The organism is Corynebacterium sp. CCUG 61414, from assembly GCF_024453945.1.
GTDB classification, from domain to species: Bacteria; Actinomycetota; Actinomycetes; order Mycobacteriales; family Mycobacteriaceae; genus Corynebacterium; species Corynebacterium pseudogenitalium.
Window position 1 is genome coordinate 24,694 of sequence record NZ_JAGPYU010000009.1, and the last position, 20,809, is coordinate 45,502.

General features: G+C 61.2%; 15 protein-coding genes. 10 read left to right on the forward strand and 5 right to left on the reverse strand.

The window, feature by feature from the left end:
* Position 1: 1 nt before the first annotated feature.
* The 5 genes from KBX14_RS07605 to crgA are packed head-to-tail and all read left to right on the forward strand — an operon-like array spanning position 2 to position 6,693.
* Positions 2-1,354 (forward strand): FtsW/RodA/SpoVE family cell cycle protein, encoded by a 1,353-nt coding sequence (locus KBX14_RS07605; protein WP_256022114.1) that lies wholly within the window; start codon positions 2-4, stop codon positions 1,352-1,354.
* The gene (locus tag KBX14_RS07610) at positions 1,351-2,808 is read left to right on the forward strand and encodes a penicillin-binding transpeptidase domain-containing protein (protein WP_256042212.1); all 1,458 of its coding nucleotides are present in this window, start codon (positions 1,351-1,353) and stop codon (positions 2,806-2,808) included. Before KBX14_RS07605 ends, KBX14_RS07610 begins: the two co-directional genes overlap by 4 nt.
* Positions 2,805-4,331 (forward strand): serine/threonine-protein kinase, encoded by a 1,527-nt coding sequence (locus KBX14_RS07615; RefSeq protein WP_256042213.1) that lies wholly within the window; start codon positions 2,805-2,807, stop codon positions 4,329-4,331. Before KBX14_RS07610 ends, KBX14_RS07615 begins: the two co-directional genes overlap by 4 nt.
* Complete coding sequence (gene pknB / locus KBX14_RS07620; RefSeq protein ID WP_256042214.1) at positions 4,332-6,371, forward strand: Stk1 family PASTA domain-containing Ser/Thr kinase; 2,040 nt, start codon at positions 4,332-4,334, stop codon at positions 6,369-6,371.
* Positions 6,372-6,423: 52 nt separating this feature from the next.
* Positions 6,424-6,693, forward strand: coding sequence for a cell division protein CrgA (gene crgA / locus KBX14_RS07625; protein WP_070363346.1), 270 nt, complete (start codon positions 6,424-6,426; stop codon positions 6,691-6,693).
* 140 nt (positions 6,694-6,833) lie between these two features.
* Here the strand turns inward: crgA and KBX14_RS07630 are convergent, their stop codons facing one another.
* Positions 6,834-7,721 (reverse strand): endonuclease domain-containing protein, encoded by an 888-nt coding sequence (locus KBX14_RS07630; protein WP_256042215.1) that lies wholly within the window; start codon positions 7,719-7,721, stop codon positions 6,834-6,836.
* 171 nt (positions 7,722-7,892) lie between these two features.
* Here KBX14_RS07630 and KBX14_RS07635 point away from each other — a divergent pair, with 171 nt between their 5' ends.
* Positions 7,893-9,296, forward strand: a complete 1,404-nt coding sequence (locus KBX14_RS07635; RefSeq protein ID WP_070363348.1) for a hypothetical protein — start codon at positions 7,893-7,895, stop codon at positions 9,294-9,296.
* A 288-nt stretch (positions 9,297-9,584) separates the two neighbouring features.
* Here KBX14_RS07635 and KBX14_RS07640 read toward each other — a convergent pair whose 3' ends face one another.
* From KBX14_RS07640 to KBX14_RS07655, 4 genes are all read right to left on the reverse strand, one after another.
* Complete coding sequence (locus KBX14_RS07640) at positions 9,585-10,241, reverse strand: rhomboid family intramembrane serine protease (RefSeq protein ID WP_256042216.1); 657 nt, start codon at positions 10,239-10,241, stop codon at positions 9,585-9,587.
* Between the two features lie 98 nt (positions 10,242-10,339).
* On the reverse strand, positions 10,340-11,506 hold the full coding sequence (locus KBX14_RS07645) for an ATP-binding protein (protein ID WP_256042217.1): 1,167 nt from the start codon (positions 11,504-11,506) through the stop codon (positions 10,340-10,342).
* 517 nt (positions 11,507-12,023) lie between these two features.
* On the reverse strand, positions 12,024-13,256 hold the full coding sequence (locus KBX14_RS07650) for an MFS transporter (protein WP_256042218.1): 1,233 nt from the start codon (positions 13,254-13,256) through the stop codon (positions 12,024-12,026).
* A gap of 118 nt (positions 13,257-13,374) precedes the next feature.
* A complete protein-coding gene (locus tag KBX14_RS07655) occupies positions 13,375-14,616 on the reverse strand; it encodes a Fic family protein (RefSeq protein WP_256042219.1) in 1,242 nt (413 codons plus the stop codon).
* 149 nt (positions 14,617-14,765) lie between these two features.
* On the opposite strand from KBX14_RS07655, the gene KBX14_RS07660 reads away from it, so the two are divergent.
* The 4 genes from KBX14_RS07660 to KBX14_RS07675 all read left to right on the forward strand — a co-directional run bounded on the left by KBX14_RS07660 (position 14,766) and on the right by KBX14_RS07675 (position 20,681).
* Positions 14,766-16,280, forward strand: coding sequence for a class I SAM-dependent DNA methyltransferase (locus tag KBX14_RS07660; RefSeq protein WP_256042220.1), 1,515 nt, complete (start codon positions 14,766-14,768; stop codon positions 16,278-16,280).
* 12 nt (positions 16,281-16,292) lie between these two features.
* Positions 16,293-17,414, forward strand: a complete 1,122-nt coding sequence (locus tag KBX14_RS07665) for a restriction endonuclease subunit S (RefSeq protein WP_256042221.1) — start codon at positions 16,293-16,295, stop codon at positions 17,412-17,414.
* A 1,358-nt stretch (positions 17,415-18,772) separates the two neighbouring features.
* Positions 18,773-19,828, forward strand: coding sequence for a type IV toxin-antitoxin system AbiEi family antitoxin domain-containing protein (locus KBX14_RS07670; protein ID WP_070479067.1), 1,056 nt, complete (start codon positions 18,773-18,775; stop codon positions 19,826-19,828).
* The gene (locus KBX14_RS07675) at positions 19,728-20,681 is read left to right on the forward strand and encodes a nucleotidyl transferase AbiEii/AbiGii toxin family protein (RefSeq protein WP_246814950.1); all 954 of its coding nucleotides are present in this window, start codon (positions 19,728-19,730) and stop codon (positions 20,679-20,681) included. The genes KBX14_RS07670 and KBX14_RS07675 overlap by 101 nt, the downstream gene beginning before the upstream one ends.
* Positions 20,682-20,809 lie beyond the last annotated feature (128 nt).

Here is a 20,809-nt window from a genome sequence, read left to right on the forward strand (position 1 = left end):
GATGTCTCGTGTGTTTCGGCGTGCGAAGGAGCTGTTCCTGCTGCTGTGCTCGGCGGGGTTGCTGCTGCTGATGCTGTTCGGCCTGGAGCTGAGCCAGGGCCGCACGATGTCGACGGAGATGTTCTACCTGGTCGGCGGGTTCGTGGGCGTCTACGCGATTGCCCACGTGGCGATTTCGCTGGCGGCGCCGCACGCGGACCAGCTGCTGCTGCCGCTGGTCTCGCTGCTCAACGCGATTGGCCTGGTGGTGATTTACCGCCTGGACCTGGCGGAACGCGCTGGCTACCCGCCGCTCGCGGAGCGCCAGGTGATGTGGTCCCTGGTGGGTGTGGTGCTGATGGTGTGCACGCTTGTGATTGTGCGCGACCATAAGGCGCTGGCCCGCTACTCCTACCTGCTGGGCCTGCTTGGCCTGGTGCTATTGGCGTTGCCGCTGGTGTGGCCGCAGCCGCCTGGGTTCGCGGATGCGCGGATCTGGATCTGGCTGGGCCCGTTCTCGATTCAGCCGGGTGAGTTCTCGAAGATCCTGCTGCTGGTGTTCTTCGCCCAGCTGCTGGCGCAGAAGCGCGCCCTGTTTACGGTGGCGGGCAAGACGCTGCTGGGGATGAGCTTCCCGCGCCTGCGCGACTTGGCGCCGATTTTGGCGGTGTGGGCGATCGCGATTGCGATCATGGCGGTGTCGAACGACTTCGGCCCGGCCCTCCTGCTCTTCGCCACGGTGTTGGGCATGGTGTACTTCGCCACGGGGCGTACGTCGTGGCTGGTGATCGGCGCAGGCCTGGTGGCTGTTGGCGGGTACACGGTGTACCAGGTCAGTGAGAAGATCCAGGACCGCGTCGCCAACTTCATGGACCCACTGGCCAACTTTGACACCACGGGCTACCAGCCGTCGCAGGCGCTGTTCGGCCTGTCCTGGGGTGGGCTGACCGGCACCGGGTTGGGCTACGGCCACCCGGAGATGGTGCCGGTGGCGCACTCGGATTACATCCTGGCGGCGATTGGTGAGGAGCTCGGGCTCGTGGGTGTGGCCAGCGTGCTGTGCCTGTTCGCCATCTTCATTACCCGCGGCTACTCGGCGGCGCTGCAGGTCAGTGACACGTTCGGCAAGTTGTTGGCCGCAGGCTTAGCGACGACCATCGCTATCCAAATCTTCGTGGTCGCCGGAGGGATCTCCGCGATGCTCCCAATGACCGGGCTGACCACGCCGTTTATGTCCGCTGGTGGCTCGTCGATCATGGCGAACTACGTACTGCTGGCGCTGCTGCTGCGGATCTCGAACGCGGCGAACAAGCCAGCGGAGTTTGATGCTTCGGCGATGGGTGCCCAGGCACCGGAGGCGGTGAGCGCACGATGAACAAATCCATTCGCTTAGGCGCGGGCATTGCCCTGCTGCTGATTGTGGCGCTGCTGGTGAACTTCACCGTGGTGCAGGGCTTCCGCGAGGAGAAGTACGCGCAGAGCCCACTGAACTCGCGCACTGTGGTGGAGCTGCGCCAGATCAATCGCGGCCAGATCAGTGCCGGCGGGCAGGTGCTGGCGGAGTCCCACCCGCTCGAGGACGGCTCCTACCAGCGCACGTACCCGAACATGCCGTGGTCCTTTGCGCCGGTGCTCGGCTACGTGTCTGACCAGTACGGAACTTCCCAGATCGAGGCCGGCTACAACGGGCAGCTGACCGGGGCGGGCTCCGGGAAGTCCTCGCGCTTCCTGCGCACCGGCCTGGAGCAGGACGTGGTGGGCAACTCGGTTGAGTTGAGCATCGACCCGCACCTGCAGGCCCTGGCCTACGAGCAGCTTTCGAACCGCAACTACGAGGGCGCGATCGTGGCGCTGCGCCCGTCGACAGGCCAGGTGCTGGCGATGGCGTCGACGCCCTCGTACGACCCGAACGCGATCTCCAACCCTGACACCGCCGAGGGCGCCTGGGCCGAGGTGAACAACAACCCGGGCAAGCCGCTGCTCAACCACGCGACGCAGGACCAGCTGCCGCCGGGGTCGATCTTTAAGATCGTCATCACCGCGGCCGGGCTGCGCAACGGCTACACGCCGGATTCCCCGCTGACCGGAGCACCGTCCACCACACTGCCGGGCACGACCGTGCCCCTGACCAACTACGCGGGCCAGGCCTGCGCCGGTGGCGGCCAGGTGCCGCTGCGCACCGCGTTCGCCCTGTCCTGCAACACGGCGTTCGTGCAGATGGGCATGGCCGTCGGCACCGACGCGCTGCGTGAGGCCGCCCACGGATTCGGCATCGGCGAGCAGTACGACCTCGGCATGCCCACCGCGGCCGGCTCGCTCGGCGACCTGCCTGGCGACGCCGAGCTTGGCCAGTCCGCGATCGGGCAGCGCGACGTCACCATGACCGCGCTGCAGGCCGCCGTCATGGCGGGCACCGTCGCCAACGAGGGCCGCCGCATGGCGCCGTACGTGGTCAACCGCGTCCTCAGCCCGGACCTGCGCGAACTCGAGACGGCGAAACCCCGCCTGCTTTCCGACTCCATCACGCCCGAAGAAGCCAACACCATCAAGGACCTCATGTTCGGCTCCGAACACGACACCTGGGGCTACGACGGCAACGGATTCGCCTCCAAAACCGGCACCGCCGAACACGCCGAAGGCGCAGCACCGCACACCTGGTACGTCGCCTTCGACCCGGTCAAAGATGTGGCCGTAGGGGTCGTCGTCAAGCATGGTGGCGGCATGGGCACTGGGGCGACCGGCGGGCAAGTCTCCGCACCACTCGGGCGCGCGGTGCTCTACGCGGCACCCGCAGCGCCAGCTGATGAGGAAGGAACCAACGCGCGATGAACTACGAAAACAAAGACGAACTACAAAAGCTCATCGGGCCCGACTACCAGCTGCAATGGATCATCGGGCACGGCGGCATGTCCACCGTCTGGCTTGCCGACGACGTCCGCCACGAACGCGAAGTAGCCCTCAAAGTGCTGCGACCGGAATTCACCGCCAACCAGGAGTTCCTCACCCGCTTCCGCAACGAAGCCAACTCCGCGGAGGGAATCAACTCCCCCAACGTGGTCGCCACGTATGACTACCGCGAGGTCAACACCGACGGCGGGTTCCCCATGTGCTTCATCGCCATGGAATACATCCGCGGCGAATCCCTCGCCGACCTCATCGCGCGCGAAGGCCAACTCGAAGAAGACATGGCCCTTGACGTGCTGGAACAGGCCGCGCACGGCCTCGCCGTGATCCACCGCATGGGGCTGGTGCACCGCGACATCAAGCCCGGCAACCTCATGATCACCCAGAACGGGCAGATCAAGATTACGGACTTCGGCATCGCGAAGGCCGCGGCGGCCGTGCCGCTGACGCGCACCGGGATGGTCGTGGGCACCGCCCAGTACGTCTCCCCCGAGCAGGCCCAAGGTAAGAAAGTCACGGCGGCGTCCGACGTGTACTCGCTCGGCGTCGTCGGCTACGAGATGCTCGCCGGGAAACGCCCATTTACCGGGGACTCCTCCGTCTCCGTGGCGCTGGCGCACGTCTCCGCCGAGCCGCCCGCGCTCCCCATCAGTGTGAGCGCCCCGGCGCGCGAACTCATCGAGATCGCCCTGCGCAAAACGCCCACCCAGCGCTTCCGGGACGGCAACGAGATGCAGCTCGCCGTCGAACAGGTCCGCCAGGGCATGCGCCCAACGCAGCCGGGTGGCGAGACGGCCGTCATCGCCATCGAGCCCTCCCCGACCGCGTCCACCCAGATGCTCGCCGACATGTCCCGGCCAACCACGGCCCGGCCCGCCGCCCCGCGGCGCCGCCCACCTGTCCCGCCGCAGGCCCCGGCACGCGCGGCGGTGCCTGCGCGGCCTGCCCGGCCGGCTCCTGCTCCTGCCCCTGCTGGCGCTGGTCAGCGGCGCGGCACCGCCGGCTACTGGGTCGGCATCGTGCTCGGCGTGATCACCCTCGCCGTCATCGGCGGCGTGGCCTGGGCGTTCAACAACGGCACCCTCGGCGGCAGCACACCAAGCAGCACCGCTCCACGCCAAAGCGTGGTCACCCAAACCACCACCGTGGAAACCGCGCCCACCTACGAGGCACCCGTCGAGGAGCCGACTGAGGAGCCGACCACGGCCGCGCCCGACACGCCGAGCAGGCACAGCACACGCAGCAGTGCCCCGGCCACGCTCACCATCGAAGACGAAACGCCAACACAGCACACCTCCGCGCCGGAGCAGCGGCCGACGGAGGGGACGTCGATACATAATGAGGCGCCCACGACGCAGGCCCCCAGCCCCGAGCCGGGCGGTGGGGAAAATGGCTTGGGTGAACTAGACTTACCAAATCTGCCAAACATCCTCGGAGGGAACGCGTAAATGACAACGATCGCCAACCGCTATGAACTCGGCGCCGTCATCGGCACCGGGGGCATGAGCGACGTCTACGCAGCCACCGACACGGTGCTTGGGCGCGACGTCGCCGTCAAAATGCTCAAAATCGACATGGCGCGCGACGAAAACTTCCGCGAACGCTTCCGCAAAGAAGCCCAAAACTCGGCGCGGCTCAACCACACCAACATCGTCGCCGTCTACGACACCGGCACCCAAGAAGTCTCAGGTGTCGACGTCCCCTTCATCGTCATGGAACGCGTCACCGGGCAAAACCTGCGGGACCTCGTACGCGCCGAAGGGCCCTTAAGCCCCCAAAAAGCGGCCGCGTTCCTGCTGCCCGTCACCCACGCGCTCCAAGCCAGCCACGACGCCGGCATCATCCACCGCGACATCAAACCAGCCAACATCATGATCACCAACACCGGCGAGGTGAAAGTGATGGACTTCGGCATCGCCCGCGCGCTGGATGACTCCACCTCAGCCATGACGCAAACCTCCGCCGTCATCGGCACCGCGCAATACCTCTCCCCCGAGCAGGCCCGCGGCAAAGCTGCCGACGCCCGCTCCGACATCTACGCCCTCGGCTGCGTCATGTACGAAGCCGTCACCGGCAAACCACCTTTCGAAGGCGAATCCCCCTTCGCCGTCGCCTACCAGCACGTCCAAGAAGACCCCATCCCGCCGAGCGAGCGCGTCCCCGCTGACCGCGAACTCACCCCCAACGAGGCCGTCAACCTGGACAGCGTCATCCTCACCGCGATGGCCAAGCACCCGGCGGACCGCTACCAAACCGCCACCGAAATGGGCGAAGACCTGGCACTCCTCAAGCGCGGCGCCGTGACCAACGCCGCCCGCAGCCACCTCGCCGCCCCCGAACCCGAACCCGTCGACCCCTCCGATGATGCCACCATGGTCTCCGAAACCGTCCAGGGCAACGCGCCGCGCCGCGCGCCGCGCCCCGAGCGGCCCGTCGGGCAGCTGCCGGAGAAGGCAGCCGCCGGTGCGGTCGGTGCTGGCGCTGGTGCTGAGGCGGCCGGGCGCTACGCCGCCCACCGCCGCGAACACGAAACCACCACCCCAACCTGGATGAAGTGGCTGGCAATCGGCCTCGGCGCCGCCATCATCGGCGCCTCCGGCTGGCTCGCCTACTCCTACTTCTCCCCCAACAGCGGAGAGACCCACAAGTCCTCCCAGATGGTCATCATCCCGGACCTCGCCGACAAACCACGCGCAGAAGCCGTCGCCGAACTCGAAAACCTCGGCTTCCAGGTCGCCGTCTCCGACGAGCCCAGCCCCGACATCAAGCGCGGCAACGTCATCGACACCAACCCGATCGCCGGGTCCGAACTCCAGCGCGGTACACTCGTCACCGTCACCGTCTCCTCGGGACGCGAGCTTACCGACGTCCCCGACGTCACCAACATGGACGCCCAAGAAGCCGCAAAGGTCCTCGAAGATGCCGACCTGGAACTGAATGCGGAGCTGCGTCGAGAAGCCAGCGAAGACGTGCCGAAGGGCGAGATCATCAGCCAGCACCCCGCAGCCGGCACCCAGATCTCCAAGGGATCCAAGGTGACCGTCACGGTGTCCGACGGCCCCGAAATGGTCCAGGTACCGTCGCTGTCCGGCGTCAACGTCAACCAAGCGTCCGCCACCCTCGGCTCCATGGGGCTCCAAGTCACCGTGAACAAGGTCGACTCCGAACGCCCAGACGGCGAAGTCATCGCAGTCGCCGGCGAAAACACCGAGGTAGCCAAGGGCACCACCGTCGAAGTGCGGGTCTCCAACGGCATGCTCATGACCATGCCGAACATCACCCGCATGAAACCCGCCGACGCGGATAAAGCGCTACGCGACGCCGGCTGGAGCGGACGCCTCGTCGAAGGACCAACCGTCCCGACCGGCGCCCTCGTGGACAACGGACTCATCGGACACCAGGAAATCGCAGCGGGCGAAACCGTCCGACGCGACGCCGCCATCGGCTACAACCTCTGGCAGTTCACCGCCGAACGCCTGATAAGGTAAAAACCCTGATAGCTGGAAAAGCCACCGCACTTGCTTGTAAAGGACTGACATAATGCCAAAGGCAAAAATCACCAAGGACCACCGCCCCGTATCCACCCCGACCGGCGTGTCCCGCACCCCGGTCAAGATCAACACCGGCGGCACCCCGATCTGGTACAAGACCATCATGTTCGGCCTGATGCTGCTTGGCCTCGGCTGGATTATCTTCTACTACATCGCCGGCGACCAGCTGACGTTCCTTGCGGAGCTCGGCCCGTGGAACTACGGCATCGGCTTCGCAGGCATGATCCTCGGCCTGCTCATGACCATGGGGTGGCGCTAGCCTCTGGCGGATTTTTCGGCGGATTTTCGTAGATGGTAGTAACAGGATTGTAGTAATCCGGATCCGCGCTCCCCATTTCGGGGATTACTACAATCCTGTTACTACCATTTGCGTTTTGACGTGCGGTTTTGACGTGCGGTTTAGCGAGCCGCGCGGGCCTTTGCGCGGGCCCGTTCCAGCTCGATTCGGGCGAGGATCTCGTCCATGCGGTGAAGCACATCCGTGAAGCCGTACCGTAGAACGGTGTATCCCTGGTTGGTTAGCTCGCGTTCGCGTTTGCGCTCCTGCAGGAGGCTGCGGCGGGGGTCGGAGGCGTGTTTGGTGTCGCCGTCGAGTTCGAGGATGACGGAGTCGTCGAAAAGGAAGTCGACGCGGTAGCGCTGCACCTGTGCCTGGAACTTCCAGCCGGTGACGCCGCGGAGGAGGAACTCGGCGCGGGCGAGGGACTCCATGGGAGAATCGGCGTTGTAGACCGCGGCGCGGGCGGCGTCGCGCGCCACGCCGCAGTTGCGGACGCGGCCCATGCGCTCGATGTGCAGGAGGATGTCGCTGCGCTCCAAGTGCGCGATGGAGAGCAGCCAGTCCATGGCGATGAGGCCCTCCTGAAACCCGTGGTAGCGAGCGATATCTATTGCGGTGCGAATAGGTGTGGAAAGACGGATGCCGTACGCGGTAGTGACCTCGGCGGCGGTGAGAGCGGAGGTGCGGTAGCGGACGTCGGGCTCGACGAGGTGTTTCGCGGGGCCGCGGCGGCTGGGCGTCGTTACTTCTTGGATTTCTTCGCTGAGGCTGATGACCCACATGCCGTGAATGCGGGCGGCGGTCCTGCCTACGAGGCAGCCTTTGGTCATGGCGCGGGCGGTGGCGTAAGCGCGCACGAGGTGCCGCTGCCAGGCATTGAGTTGCCCCCAGGTGCGCGACGGGATGCATTGCGTCCGGTTGAGGCGTCGGTACTCGGGGCTGTGCAGACGGTGACGGAGAGTGCGCGTGTCCACGATGGATGCGAAAAGTTCAGTGTTTTCCAACATGAGGTTTAGACGCACAGGAAAGCCGCCAGGTTCCCCACAGGTGTTCGGTAGCGGGGTGGCACGGGGGTGGATTGTTGAACAATCCTGACCGAGAAGGTGTACATATTAAAACAGGGTCTGAACGGCCCTGACCTGCTATTTTACTATTGTCACCTTATGAAAGGTATAGTCATGCGGTTTATTCGTTCCATGACGGGCGTTGTAGCGGCCTTGGCATTAGCTGCCGGCACGCTGACCCCAGCCACGGCTCAGACGCTTGAGGAGTCGTACCCCGAAACCCCAGCGACCAATGATGCGCTGCCGATCATCCACACCTACAGGGGATCGGACCACTTGAAGGCGAACGTGCTCAACCCGCGCCCAGTGTGCAACTCCACTGAGGACTACCGCACCATCGTGTACAAGGTGAAGGACAACTTCCTGCCGGTCGGCACGATTTCGACGACCAACCTGACCAAGAACACCATCCCGCTGACGCAGGACCTGGCGCGGACGCAGACGATTTCGGCGTCGGTCAACGGGTCGAAGACTGAGACGATCAACATTGGTGGGTCGGGCTCGAAGGATGGGCTGCAGGGCAACATCGGCTACTCGCTGGCGAAGATGCTGGGCTGGTCGGTGTCCGGAAGCTTGAGCTGGAACGTCGGCCAGAAGATCGGGCCGTACGAGGTTCCGGCGGGCAACACGGGCGAAGCGACGTACGGCTTCCGCACCGTCACCATGACGGGCACGCAGCAGCGTTGCCGCCCGAACGGCACGTGGGCGACGCCGACGGCGTGGGTCGCGAACATGCCGATCAAGAACGAGGTTCGTGTGAAGAACTACTCAACACCTGCAGGTTCGTGGGCACCGAACCGCGGCGCGCAGGTCACTGACACGGTAGAGAACCCGAACCCGGCGTACAACGAGGATGTTCAGAAGATCACCGAGGGTGAGAATCTTGACGACGTCACCACCATCGACGACAACGACGAAGCCAATGTGACCAACGTCGAAATCGACGGCGAGACCGCAGCGGTCATCACCGATGAGGAGTCGGATGAGGCGACCTCGGAGGAGAACACTGAGGTCGAAGAGGTCGTCGATAATGCGGAGGCACCTGCGCTCGACCTGGTGCCATACTTCACGACGAGCTCCTGGAAAGCTTCCGGTTTTGCTGGGTCCGTGGCACTGCGTGTGAAGAACGTGGGCACCGAGCGCTACTGGGCAGAGTTCCCGGCGCTGACGTTCCGCGTTGAGGTGCGTACCGAGTCCGGCCCGAAGGGTGTGGACCGCCTGATCACCACCACCGGCGCGAACGGCTCGCACATCCGTGACCTCGGCTACAACGCCAAGAAGGGCGCGCGCATCTTCGAGGTGACGCTGTCCAACCCGGTCAACGCTGGTGACGACATGCTGCTCGGCGCGTTCAGCTTCGGCGACGGCAAGACCAAGGAAGGCCGCCTGCACAACTACATGACGGTCACCCAGACCAGCCGCCTGGCCGGTGACGTTTCCCAGTGGAACGACCAGAACGTCGACTCCCGCGACGTGACCGTGTCCGACTTCGGCCGCTGGCTGAAGGGCACCTTCTAGGGAGCATTTTGTGTAATTCGTAGTGCCAAGTTATCCACAGGTTGTGGATGGTTCTGTGGAGAGGACCGTTATCCACACCTGTGGATAACTCTGTGCACAACCTATTCGCACATCGAGCGCCTGGCGTAATGAGCTGCAATGATGCCCATTCGCCAGGCGTTTTTTCTTGTGAATCGCTGACATGTTCTAGCGATGTTCTAGAAATTACACGGTTGTGTTTATCCACAATGTGGACAACTCTGTGGAGTTCTCCACCGGTGTACAAACTTGGGGATAACATGTGAAAAGTTAGGCAACACCAATCACAAACGCCACAGCAGCCACAGCCGCTACGACCGCAAGGGCGGACGCGAGCCACCGGACGCGCTTCTTCACCGACGTCACCGGCCACCCCGCCAACAGACCCACCACCAACCCGCCAAGGTGCCCCCACAGACTGATGCCCGGGGACAGCACCGAATAGGCAAGATTCGCGCCGACCAGCGCCAACGGCGCCCGAACGTTCACCTTCTGGCGCATCGAAAGGGCGAGCAGCACGCCCATCAGCATGTAGAGGGCGCCGGACGCGCCGGCCGTGGGCACGTCGTAGTTCCACTCCAACACGGATGCCGACGACCCCAACACGCCCGCCACGTACAGCAGCGAATACGGCCCAGTACCCAGGCGACGCTCCAGCTGCGGGCCCAACAACGCCAACGTGATCATGTTCACAGCCACGTGGGAGATATCCACATGCAGAAAGCCCGCCAGGAGGGTGCGGAGGGCGGCGGAGGGGGCGTCGATAAATGGGCCGAAGAGCACCATGCTCTCGGCGAGGCTGGAGCCCCACACCACATTGCTAATCGAGTGCGACTGGAGCGCCGTAATCACGAAAACGCCCAGGCAGACGACGGTGATGAATGCGGTTGCGGGGGCGCCGCGGAAGAGAGAGCGAACGAATTGCATACGGCTACGGTACGGGGCGGCCTGCAATTATTGCGAAATTGTGTAAAAGATGTGCCCGTATCTGATTTTTCGCATCTGGGCACATCTTTGTGGATATTTCAGGAGAGACGCTTGATATAGTCCGCCATTCCAGGGACCGTGAACTGCACAACACCGTGGTCAGGGGCAAAAATGAGACCCTTCTCAATCAAGTGCTTCCGGTTACTACTCAACGAATTCACCGAAACGTCAAGCGAATCCGCGATGTCCTTCGTGGGAACCTGCTTCGCAGAATGCGCAGCCATCGCCTGCAAATAGCGCTTCTCACCAGGCGTCGCGCGCTCCCAACGCCTCGGGAAGAACCCGGCGTCAAGGGCCGCATTGCCTTCCGCCACCGCAAGCTGCGCATCACTTTCGGTAAACGGCGAAGCAGGAGCAACGTTCCAGATCGCCTTCCCGTACTCCTGAAGGAAATAGGGGTAATTCAGAGCGGCGTCCACAAGATTCCGCAACGCTGCTGATGTAAACAGCACCCCTTGCCTCGTAGCGGGATCCTCAAGTGCGGCCGCCGCCGCGCTATCTGACAATGGACCAATCTTGCGGTGCTCGAACAGACGCTCCGCGTACGACTGAGATTCCGCCAACTTCTGCGGCAACGTAGGCAGGCCCGCCCCGAACACATAAAACGGCAAACCACGCTGGCCCGCCTGGTGCTGCGCGGTAATCACCGCCGACATCAATTCCGCATCAAGGTCCTGCATCTCGTCGATGAAAAACGCAATCGCCTTCCCGTCCTTCTGCGCGGACTCTGCGACACTCAACACAAGTTCCTCGAGATCCATCCCGATATCACCAGAGTCAGAAATACCCGCCTGAGCAGGTACCTCGAGCGCGACGTCGATACCGCCGACATGCCACGCAAACGAAGAGATCGCCGGGAGCGCATCCTTGAAGTGCTTCCACCGCTTACGCAACGACACCTTCCGCGCACTCAACGCCAGTTCACGGGCCAACCGCTTCCGGACCCGCTGCGCACCAGCACGATCAGCGCTTGCCTCAAACTGCACCGTCAACCAATCTGCATTCTCGGCACGCGACGCGAGTTCATTCAGCAACACCGTTTTGCCCACCCCACGAAGACCGCTCAGGATAACGCCGCGATTGTGCAATCCGCTGCGGGTCCTAGTGATGATGGCCTCGACAAGCTCGAGCTCCGCTTCGCGTCCTGTCAGCGCAGGTGGACGCAAGCCAGCACCTGGCGAATACGGGTTCAGTGTTTGGTCCATGGGTTCACAATAATCGAATTTGCGTGAAATATCCGGTTAGATGTGCCCAGATGTACCCGTATCTGATTTTTCGCATCTGGGCACATCTTTGTGGATATTTCAGGAAAGACGGGTGTGCTGGGGTTGGGGGCTGGGGGGTTGGGGCCGCGCCTAGAGGCTGCGCTGCTTGCTGAAATCCGTTCCGGTCGAGGTGTTAAAGGAGTGCGACGCTGGTCGCCAAAAATCGGCCGGGGTGGGTCGAAATGCGCGACCAGCATCGCACGCTTCGAAGCGCACGCTACGAGCAGGTTTGAGGTGCGCCGGGGCTGATTACAGGCCTGGTTGATCATGAATGGCGCTGTGGAGATAGCACGCTGCTTGCTGAAATCCGTTCCGGTCGAGGTGTTCAAGGAGTGCGACGCTGGTCGCCGGAAATCGCCCGGGGTGGGTCGAAATGCGCGACCTGCATCGCACGCTTCGAAGCGCACGCTACGAGCAGATTTGAGGGCCGGAGGCGGCAGAGAGCCGGGGCAGCCGCCTACCAGGTCGGGCCGGGCAGGTGGGCGCGCCAGCCGAGGACCACGTTGACCAGGCAGCACAGGGCGAGGATGGTGCCGATGACGAACAGGGTGGTGAAGCCGACGACGGGCGCGGCGGCACTGAAGACCATCGGGATGAAGAAGCCGGTGTAGGACACGGAGTAGTAGACGGCGGTCAGGCCGGCGAGTTCGTCGGCGTTGGCGATGCGTTGGACCTCGGAAAGTCCGGCGACCAGGGCCAGGCCGTAACCGGCGCCCATGATGGCGGCGGCCGCAACGCCGATTGGCAGCGAGAGGGACCGGGACGCCTCGGCGGCGAGGACGCAGCCGACGGTGATCACGGCCATCGCGACGGCGGAAGCGCGGGCGGACCTACTCGTATCGATGACACGGCCGAGCATCTGGACGCCGACGCCGCAGCCGAGGGTCACGACCGTCATGAAGCCGGAGAACGCGATGGGCATATCGTGCGCTGAGCTGGACAGCAGCTGCGGCAGCAGGGCGTACGCGGCGCCGGCGCAACCGAATACCCACGGCGCGACCGGCACCACGATGCGCACGAAGCGGCGGTGCGCGGCGGATGGGATGTGCAGCATTTCGAGCATGTCGCGAACGCGCAGCTCAAGGAAGGTTTCCTTCACGGTGCCCCGGCGCGGCGGGCGGGTCTCCGGGGTGTCGAGCAGCCAGTAGGCGGTGCCGAGTGTGAGCAGGATGTGCAGCACGTACGCGGTGTGCGTGGGCCACGGGCCCCACTGCGCCAGCACGGAGGCGAGCGCAGCGCCGATCAGGAAGCCGACGGTCAGGCACATCGACGCCTTGCGCGGCCCCGACGCCGGGTCCCCGCCCGCTTTAATAATCAGCTCCGAGACCCACGTGGACCCCACCGCCATCACGATGCCCAGGGCGAGCCCGCACAGGATGCGGCCCGTCGCGATCACCAGCGGCTCGTTCGGGGCGATGGACAGCAGGAAGGACCCCACGAGCGAAAGTGGTGCGGCTGGGAGCATGGTGGGGCGTCGTCCAATGTGGTCGGACAGCGGACCGCTGATCAGCAGCGCCGGGATGATGCCCAGGACGTAGGCGGCGAGCAGCCCATTGACGGTGACCTGCGAAAAGTGGGAGGTTTCGCGGTACATCACGAGCAGCGGGGTGAATTCGTTGCCGCCCCACGCGACAGCAACCATGCTGCCTGCGACGGGGAACCATGCGCGCGGATGAAATTGTTGAGTCATAATCAGTTCTTCACGTTGTCCGATTGGTAGCACGAATATATTGCTCCTCGGATGAGGTATGACCAAATCGCGCCCCGCTAGGGGTCCAACTTTTCGACGACGGCTCCGCCGCCAGCGACTATGAATCCAACCCGAGCAACGTTTGTCCCGCCTCGGCGAGCCGGACTACTAGCGGCTTCGCGCTGAGCCGCTCGATGAGTCCCCGCCCTTCGAGGGAGTCCAGCGCTGGCCGTACGGTTTGCTTCGACCGTTCCTGGTAGTTCGCAATTTCGTCCCAACTTGCACCACTCCTTGGGCCGAGCAGGTGCACTTGCCCGAGCAGGAACAGCGTTTGCTGTTCGTAGTGAGTCAGGTCTTCCGGGTTGTCGTCCTGCCATGCTTTGCAGACTTCGGCGAGTCGGCGAAGCTCGTCGGGTTTTTGGGTAAGGAAGACCAGACGTTCTTCCTGAGCATGCAACAGCGTTTGCACCATTGCTTCAACGAAGAAGGTCGCCTCTCCTCGATTCATTGGGTGCTCAGCGTTGATGAACGCGGCGTAATATGCGCTCTTCTCCTTCATAATTCCGCTTGAGAGTGACAGCGCGGTTGGCGTCGAAAGCAGGTTGCCTAAGCGCAGTGCCAGCAAGAATCTACCGAAACGCCCATTGCCGTCGTAGAACGGGTGCGTGTGTTCGAGCATGAAGTGCTCGATGAACGCCAAAGCAAGCTCGGGGCCGTCGTATAGGTCATGGATCTGCAGCATTGTCCCTAGGCGTTGGTTGATCTCGGCCTCGTCGGTGGCGCCGCGGTGGACTGGCTCCGCACTGCCATAGTCATAAATGCTGACGGGCGACTTTCTGAAGAGTTCACCGTCCAGTATGTCGTCTTCGCCGATCTCGTCCCCTAGCAACGAGTCATACAACTCGCGAACGTCACGCAATGTGTCGGGAAGCTTTACAGGTGCGCCCGATTGGAAGAGCGCCATGTACGCGCTCGCCATCTCCTGAAACCGCTTCCGCGCTATCCCTGGACCATTGTTTCTACGCGCCGCTTCGAGTGCTTCGCCGATCTCGTGCCTGGTTGAGTGAATGTTCTCAATTTGGTTGGATGCTTGAATTTCATCAATCAACAGCGAATAAACGTAGTGGTGGCGTGCCGCTCCTGGCAGTTGTATCCACAATTCTGCGAGTCGAAGTTCGTTGCGCCACACTTGCTCCATTTTCGTCGCGAGCTCCCTGGTGACCACGACAAACAGATCATTCTCCCCAACTGGGTATGCAAAACGCAGTGTTGAGGGCAGCTGCAGGCGGAACCGGTGTTCGTGGTCGACGGTTTTCGCGTCGTGCTGGTGAAACACGGTTTTCAATGGTCGGTATGCCACGTTGCCCCTCAATCTTCTGAAAATCTGGAAAAGCAGAACTTAGGCGCTGCTCGATACGCACCTATCTTATAGAAATCGCGGTTTTTAAAAGATAGCTCCGCGCACGAGCCGTTCTATCTTCTGCCCCGCACGGTTGTTAAAATGACGCCATGATTACAGGCGCACTGAAATCCCAGGTAGACCGCATTTGGGACGCTTTTTGGTCCGGTGGCATCTCAAACCCGATCACGATGATCGAACAGTTCACCTACCTCCTCTTCATGCGCCAACTCGACGAGCGCCAGGCGCAAGCCGAATTCCTCGCCAACACGCTGGGCGGGGAGCCCGATCCCACCCAACTATTTTACGACGCCACCCACGACCACCTGCGCTTTTCCAAGTTGTTGGCCGTCGATTCGCCGGAGGCACGCTTCGCCGCCTTCCGCGAGGGATTTGATTGCATCAAGCAGCTCGGCGCCGCACGTGACAGCGGGTTTGTCACCCATATGAAGGACGCGGCGTTCCTGATCCCGAACGCGGCGACACTGACGGCGGTGGCGACGATGATCTCGAAGCTGGAGTTCTCGAATAAGGACATGACGGGCGACTTGTACGAGTACATGTTGTCCAAGCTGGCCACCGCCGGCACGAACGGACAGTTCAGAACACCAAGCCACATCATCGAGCTGATCGTGGCGCTGACCGAACCGAAGGTCACCGACCGGCTCATCGACCCAGCCTGCGGCACCGCAGGTTTCCTCGCCGCCACCAGCGAATACCTGCGCGACGACTTCAAAAACGCCACCAAACTGCAGCGCGAGCAGTACCTCGCCCACGGCCTGACCGGGTTCGATTTCGACTCCACCATGGTGCGCATCGCCGCGATGAACATGGTGATGCACGGCTTCGCGGACCCGAACATTTCCTACCTTGACTCCCTCCAGGAGCTGGCGCCAGAGCGGCTTGAAGCGTTCGATGTGTTGCTGGCGAACCCGCCGTTTGCGGGCTCGATTAATCAGGACATTTTGGATCCGGAGTTGGCGTCGATAAAGACGAAGAAGACGGAGCTGCTGTTCATCGCGAGGTTTTTGACCTTGCTGAAGCTGGGCGGCAGGGCGGCTGTCGTGGTGCCCGAGGGTGTGCTGTTCGGCTCGACGCGCGCGCACAAGACGCTGCGCAAAGAGCTTGTGGACAACCAGAAAATCGACGGCATCATCAAACTGCCGTCCGGCGCGTTTAAGCCGTACACCGGCGTGTCCACCGCCATCGTGTGTTTTACCCGCACCGACTCGCCTGGCCAAAATGAGCACATCTGGTTCTATGACATCACCGCCGACGGGCGCTCCCTCGACGACAAACGCACCCCACTGCTCGCCGAGGAACTACTCGGCCCCTGGCCCAAGACCCCGCTTGATGACGCCCAGCTGCGCCTGAACAACCTGCCCGACGTTGTGGCCCGCTTCCACAACCAGGCCGCCGAACAAGACCGTGCCCGCACCGAAGCGTCCTTCACCGTCCCTGTCGACGAGATCCGCGAGGCGGACTACGACCTGTCGATGAACCGGTACAAAGAAATCGTCTTCGAAACCGAAGAAACCCGCGACCCGCAGGACATCCTCGCCGACATCGACGCTCTCGACGCCCAAATCGCCGACGCCATGACCACGCTCAAGGGGCTGATCTAGATGGGGTGGGAGATGGTGAAGCTGGGGAATGTTGCCGAGGTTGTTACCAAGAAAGTGCCGGGAGTAAACCTCGACCCTGCGACACCATACTTTGGATTGGAACACCTCAAAACCGGTGGCGGAATTCTAGGAAACAGTCGTGCCGATGCGTTTTCGCTTAAAGGCGGAAAGCCCGTATTCGAGTCCGGTGACATTCTGTTTGGACGTCTCCGGCCCAATCTCCGCAAAGCTGCTATTGCATCTGCGCCGGGCACGTGCTCAGGTGACATCACTATCCTGCGCATGATTAACGGCGACGATACCCACTACGTGTTGCATTTCTTACTTAGCGGTTTCGCATTTGCTCAAATCAACAGGCATATTAACGGGATCAACCTTCCCAGGATCAACAATCGCGACCTCTTGGAGATCAAGGTCCCTCTGCCTCCTCTGGAGGAGCAGCAGCGCATCGCGACAATTCTGGGAACGGTAGAGGAGGCGATCCGCGCTGAAGAGCAGTCCATTTCAAAGCTAGAAACACTGGCCAAAAATCTGGCACCAGAAACGAACCGAACTGTCCCGGTTGGAGAATATGTAGAGAGAATTGTCTCCGGGAAGAGCATCAAAGAGCACTCAACGTCTGGAGGGCCACGTGTCCTCAAAATTAGCTCGACTACTAGCGGGTACTTCAAACCAGAAGAGTCGAAACCTTTGGACCCGAGCTACGAACCTCCTGAGCATCACCGAGTACAAGAAGGGGACCTACTCGTTTCTCGAGCCAACACCACCGAACTGGTGGGGGCGTCTGCAATCGTGGATCAACCCTATGAGAATTTGCTGCTGCCGGATAAGTTGTGGCGTTTGGTCACGAAGGACTCGGTCGACCCTTTCTTCCTATGGGCATGTCTGCAGCACCCACTTACGCGGAATGCGATCAGTAAGGCATCTTCCGGTAGCGGCGGAAGCATGAAGAACATTTCGCAAACTGATTTTTTGGCGATTGAAATTCCAGATGCCGACGCAGCTCTGCAAACAACAGTTGGAAATCAAGTCCGGACGACTTTTCACCAGCGAGCACTTCGCAGCAGTAAATTGACGCTGCTCCGAGAGCTCTACACCTCCCTTTCCTCTCGTGCTTTCGCGGGAGAGCTTTAGAACTGGCAGATAAAGGACTAGTTGAAGGACCCTTGACGTTCTACTCGAAACCGTTTCGAGTAGAACGTTTTGCGCTTTTCACGACTCGAAAAGTCGTTTCGAGTACGTTTCGAGTTATACGTAGAATTACATTTGGACTATCTTCCACCCGGTCGCATCTCGGACAATGTTGTAGGTCTCTTTTACAAACCCCTCGGGCTCATTCCGCGGGCGGACAATCCTCAAGGTTCCACTGTCCGCGGCACAGCCACTACCTGCGACTTTCCTGGCGTAAACCCGTCGAGGTGTCCGCCGCGCGGACAGGCAACCACACCGGCTTTCCACGGGGCGGACAGGTTCCCATCGGTGCATGCGGCTTCGCAGTTGGTGCAAGGGTCCGCGGGGCGGACAGCTCACGCGTTCCGAATGTCCGCGCGGCGGACAAGTCGTCACTGGATTCCGCCGCGTGGACAGATCTTCACCGCTCACCCGGAAGCCGGGTCATGTTGTTGGTGGTTAGCGTGGTGGGACGGAGAGGGCGTCAATAAGAAAGTAATCGCTGCTTCCACTGTCCGCGGCACCATCGTCACCAGCGAATTTCTTGACGGCAACCCGTCGAGGTGTCCGCCGCGCGGACAGTCGGCAGCAGTGAACATGATGTGGATGACGGATGAAGGTATCCGTGGTGGGAGGGCCACCTATAAAAAGCTGCGACAGATTCCGCGGGGCGGACTGACATCCACCACTCACCCGGAAACCGAGGCGCGTTGTGAAAGGTAAACGTGATGGGACGGAGCCGGCGTTGATTAGAAAACCCGCCGCTGCTTCCACTGTCCGCGGCACGCCATCTACCAGCAACTTTCCCAGCGTGAAGCCGTCAAGGTGTCCGCCGCGCGGACAGGCAACCACACCGACTTTCCGCGGGGCGGACAGGTTGCCACCGGTGAATGTGGCTTCGGGGTTACGGCAGAGTTCCGCGCCGCGGACACTCTGCAAAACCTCGGCTTCCAAGTCGAACTGTCCGCGGGGCGGACAGTGGGATCGTATTCGGGTGTCCGCGGGGCGGACAGGTAGTCGCTGGATTCCGCGGCGCGGACAAATAATCACAGATCACCTGGAAACTGGATCATGAGTGTTAAAGGTAAGCGTGGTTGATCGAAGAGGCGTCGATAAGAACCATCGCGCCTCCGCTGTCCGCGGCACCATCGCGACCAGCGAGTTTCGTTGCAGCAACCCGTCAAGGTGTCCGCCGCGCGGACGAAATAGCCACGAACATCCTGCAGCTCATGGGATGAGGAGGCGGCAACCCGACTGATAGTTTCGCAGGAGTTATGAAATCTCCGTGCTGCAAAACTATCCTATATGGTAATTTTTGAAGTATGGATGCCGCCGAATCGTTGGAGATCATCGGGGAGATCGCTTCCCAACAGTGGGGACTGTGCACGGCAAAACAAGCACGCGCAGAAGGAGTAACGCCCTTGACTCTCTCCCGACTAGAGACAAGGGGTGGACTCATCCGAGTTCGACATGGGGTTTATGCGACCGTCGGCACCATGATGAGTCCAGCGTTAGACGTCAAAGCACAATGGCTTGCACTCCGACCCGAGATGATGGCCGCTGACCGGGTCCACGACCCTACATTGGCGTCCGAATCCGTCATCTCCCACACCACCGCAGCTGAACTCTGGGGCATCGGTGACCTCTGGCCCGATGGAATCCACTTCACCGTCAACCGTCGACGCCAAAGTAGGCAACCAGAAGTCCAGTTTCATCGAAACAAACTCGACGACCACGAATGGACCCTGCACCCCGAACACAACCTCCCCATCACAACTGCAGCTCGCACCATCGTGGACCTCGCACTAGACGGACATGAACCCCAACATCTCCTTGATCTCATCGCAGATGCGAGCGAAAAGCAATTACTGCAAGAACCTGAGCTACTCAGCGCTTTTGCTGGAAACGAAACAGCTTTCGGCCTGCCAAAAGGTGATCAGGAGGGGCTACGTATGCTTTGGAAAGAATGCTTTCCACCTGTTCCCGCGGCAATCATGGAAGAGCAAATCCAAAGAGCTGTCGCCAAGGCGCTCGAGCCATTTGCTGAAGAGTTAAAGGCGCTCGTCGCAAAGATGCCACTTCAAACCGACTTTCACAGCAGCAATGTAGAAGAGGCACTCCAGAACATGCTCGCTGGCAGAGCAGCTACTGCCCATGCGCTCGAAGCAACACATAAACAATTAGCCGAAACGATCGTGCACAGTGAAGGTTTGAAGACCCTCTGGCTGTCCACCCCTCTTCCCCCATCCCACACAGCAAAACCTCAAGGAGAATCCTGTGCCACAACCTCAAAAACAAAGGGAGCGCCACGGTCAGATCGTTTCAGCACTGAAGAAGGAAGCAAGCCACGCCGGAAAGAAGCCAAACGACGTATATAACCAGTTTTTCCGTGAGGTGTTCCTTCATGAACTCATGCGCCTAAACGACGGTTGGGTGCTCAAAGGGGGCACCAACATTTACTGCCGAATACCAGGCGCCCGGCAGACAAAAGACCTCGACCTATTTCGGCAATATGCCCCTACCTCAGCCTTAAAAGCCGCTGACAGCCTCATCGCGACAATGAACAAGCACCGAGTAGGCCCTTATACATTTCAAGTGGAAAAGAGCAATGGCAAGGCGGAACGAATCGGCACGATAGACAGCAAACGCCTCAAAGTTACAGTCACTTACGGCTTAGGTAGCAGCAACCGCTTCATTGAGTTTTCCATCGACGTCAGTGGTGACCTTGAGGTCACTAGTGAAGTGGAATCAGTCACCGTAGCTTCAAGTTACGACGTCCAGACACCTTATCTTCCAGAACATTTCCAAGTCACGTCGTACCCCATCGCAAACCAGATCGCAGATAAAGTCTGCGCAATGTATGAGATACACGGCGACACACCTCCGGGCAAAGCGTCGACACGCTATCACGATCTCTACGACATTGCGCTATTAGCTTCAGAGCTTCCGCCAACAACACAGCTCAATGCTGCTGAACTCCGCGACGCTCTCAACTCACAGCAACAAATCCGAGGCGTTACTCTCCCAACAAATCTCAATATCCCTGATGCAACGTGGGCAGATCGGTACCCGAAAGCCGCAAAGAAATTTGGCAACGAAATACGAAAAGAATTCTTGATTCTAGATGAAGCCCTTCGGGTTGCTGCACTCCTCATTGACCCCGTTCTGAACAATGAACTCCATACGTTGACCACAACCTGGAACAGCGCAACACTTTCCTGGACACAATAGCCAGCGCCGGATATCCGCTTGAGGGTGTTCACTCTTCCTCAACCAACTGCACCAAACGCACATTGCCAAAGTGCAAAACCAAAGTGTGAAAGTGCAAAACTTTTTGGCTTGAACATATGGCGATGAAA

Bases quoted from the DNA above. Each gene is read 5' to 3' on its own strand.
- KBX14_RS07605 (WP_256022114.1), top strand. From the start codon at position 2: ATGTCTCGTGTGTTTCGGCGTGCGAAGGAGCTGTTCCTGCTGCTGTGC.
- KBX14_RS07610 (WP_256042212.1), top strand. From the start codon at position 1,351: ATGAACAAATCCATTCGCTTAGGCGCGGGCATTGCCCTGCTGCTGATT.
- KBX14_RS07615 (WP_256042213.1), top strand. From the start codon at position 2,805: ATGAACTACGAAAACAAAGACGAACTACAAAAGCTCATCGGGCCCGAC.
- pknB (WP_256042214.1), top strand. From the start codon at position 4,332: ATGACAACGATCGCCAACCGCTATGAACTCGGCGCCGTCATCGGCACC.
- crgA (WP_070363346.1), top strand. From the start codon at position 6,424: ATGCCAAAGGCAAAAATCACCAAGGACCACCGCCCCGTATCCACCCCG.
- KBX14_RS07630 (WP_256042215.1), bottom strand. From the start codon at position 7,721: ATGTTGGAAAACACTGAACTTTTCGCATCCATCGTGGACACGCGCACT.
- KBX14_RS07635 (WP_070363348.1), top strand. From the start codon at position 7,893: ATGCGGTTTATTCGTTCCATGACGGGCGTTGTAGCGGCCTTGGCATTA.
- KBX14_RS07640 (WP_256042216.1), bottom strand. From the start codon at position 10,241: ATGCAATTCGTTCGCTCTCTCTTCCGCGGCGCCCCCGCAACCGCATTC.
- KBX14_RS07645 (WP_256042217.1), bottom strand. From the start codon at position 11,506: ATGGACCAAACACTGAACCCGTATTCGCCAGGTGCTGGCTTGCGTCCA.
- KBX14_RS07650 (WP_256042218.1), bottom strand. From the start codon at position 13,256: ATGACTCAACAATTTCATCCGCGCGCATGGTTCCCCGTCGCAGGCAGC.
- KBX14_RS07660 (WP_256042220.1), top strand. From the start codon at position 14,766: ATGATTACAGGCGCACTGAAATCCCAGGTAGACCGCATTTGGGACGCT.
- KBX14_RS07665 (WP_256042221.1), top strand. From the start codon at position 16,293: ATGGTGAAGCTGGGGAATGTTGCCGAGGTTGTTACCAAGAAAGTGCCG.
- KBX14_RS07670 (WP_070479067.1), top strand. From the start codon at position 18,773: ATGGATGCCGCCGAATCGTTGGAGATCATCGGGGAGATCGCTTCCCAA.